The sequence below is a fragment of the Pseudarthrobacter sp. R1 genome, assembly GCF_024494415.1.
In the GTDB taxonomy this organism is placed as follows: Bacteria; Actinomycetota; Actinomycetes; order Actinomycetales; family Micrococcaceae; genus Arthrobacter.
Window position 1 is genome coordinate 1 of the sequence record NZ_JAMKFI010000041.1, and the last position, 1,431, is coordinate 1,431.

Consider the following 1,431-nt stretch of genomic DNA (forward strand, 5'->3'; position numbering starts at 1 on the left):
GGCGGGAATCTTCATGGTTGCCGGGAAGGGCTGAACGCTGGGAATTGATGGTTTGAAGCGGTGCTTCTCGTGTGTTCCACAAGAATCGCAGCCAACCCACGGGAGTGGTGGGACAGAGAGTGAAGGATCGAACGGTGAATCCGGGATGGCCCCTTTCTGTGCGTAGTGAGGACCCGGCGGGTATCGGGGAGAACATCAGGGATGCATCAGATTTGTGGGAGGAAGTATTCTCCCGGCGCAATCTGATGATCGCGTTGAAACGTGTTGAGCGTAACCGGGGTGCTGCCGGTGCTGACGGGCTGCGCACGGAGGAACTCCGTGCGTGGTGCTTGAGGCATTGGACAGAAACGCGGGAGGCGCTGGATGCGGGTACTTATGCTCCGCTGCCGGTTCGTCGGGTGATGATTCCCAAATCTGACGGCGGGGAGCGGATGCTTGGAGTGCCGTCTGTGCTGGATCGTTTGATCCAGCAGGCAGTTTCGCAAGTCCTGTCTCCGGTCTTTGATCCGGGGTTCGTGCCGGTCTCCTATGGGTTCCGGCCGGGCAGAAGCGCCCATGATGCTGTGAACGTCGCCAGGACGGTGATTTCACAGGGGTATCGGTGGGTGGTTGAGGTTGACCTGGATGCGTTCTTTGACCGGGTGAACCACGACGTGCTGATGGCCAGGGTTGCGCGGAAAGTGAAAGACAAGCGGCTTTTGAAGCTGATTCGGCGCTATCTTGAAGCGGGAATTATGGCTGATGGGGTGCGGCAACCGACGCTGGAGGGAACCCCGCAGGGGTCGCCCTTGTCGCCGTTGCTGTCGAACATCATGCTGGACGATTTTGATCAGGAGTTCTGGGCTCGCGGTCACCGCTTCGTGCGGTATGCCGATGACATCAGGGTCTTTGTGAAGTCCAAGAGAGCCGCGGAACGGGTGCTGGAACAGAGCACGAAAGTTCTGGAAAAGGACCTGAAATTGAGGGTCAACCGGGAGAAATCCACGATCAATCCGGCAAGCGTAGCTACATTGCTGGGTTTCGGGTTCTACTTCGTCAAGGGCGGGGTGAAGGTCCGGATCGCTCCGAAGGCGTTCAAACGCATGAAGGACCGCATCAGGGCACTGACCTCGCGCAAATGGAGTATCTCCATGACCGACCGCATCCAACAACTGAACCGCTACATCCGGGGATGGATGGGCTACTTCCGGCTGTCACAGACACCGAAGAAGTTCGCCGCCCTTGATGAGTGGTTCAGGCGCAGGATGCGCCAAATCCGGTGGAAGGAATGGAAGAAACCGCGCACCCGCGTGGCGAATCTGCGCAAGCTCGGGATCAGGCCGGATCTGGCCTATCAATGGGGCAACAGCAGCCGAGCCTACTGGCGGGTCGCGAAGTCGCCCATCCTCCACAGGGCCCTGCCAACCGAGTACTGGGCAGGGCAAGGCCTCA

At 59.2% G+C, this 1,431-nt stretch carries 1 protein-coding gene; it reads left to right on the top strand.

Annotated elements, in window-relative coordinates; translation table 11 throughout:
- Positions 1-134 precede the first annotated feature (134 nt).
- Positions 135-1,431: group II intron reverse transcriptase/maturase (gene ltrA, locus M8J71_RS22895; RefSeq protein WP_256250164.1), on the top strand; the 1,297-nt coding region annotated here is incomplete at its 3' end.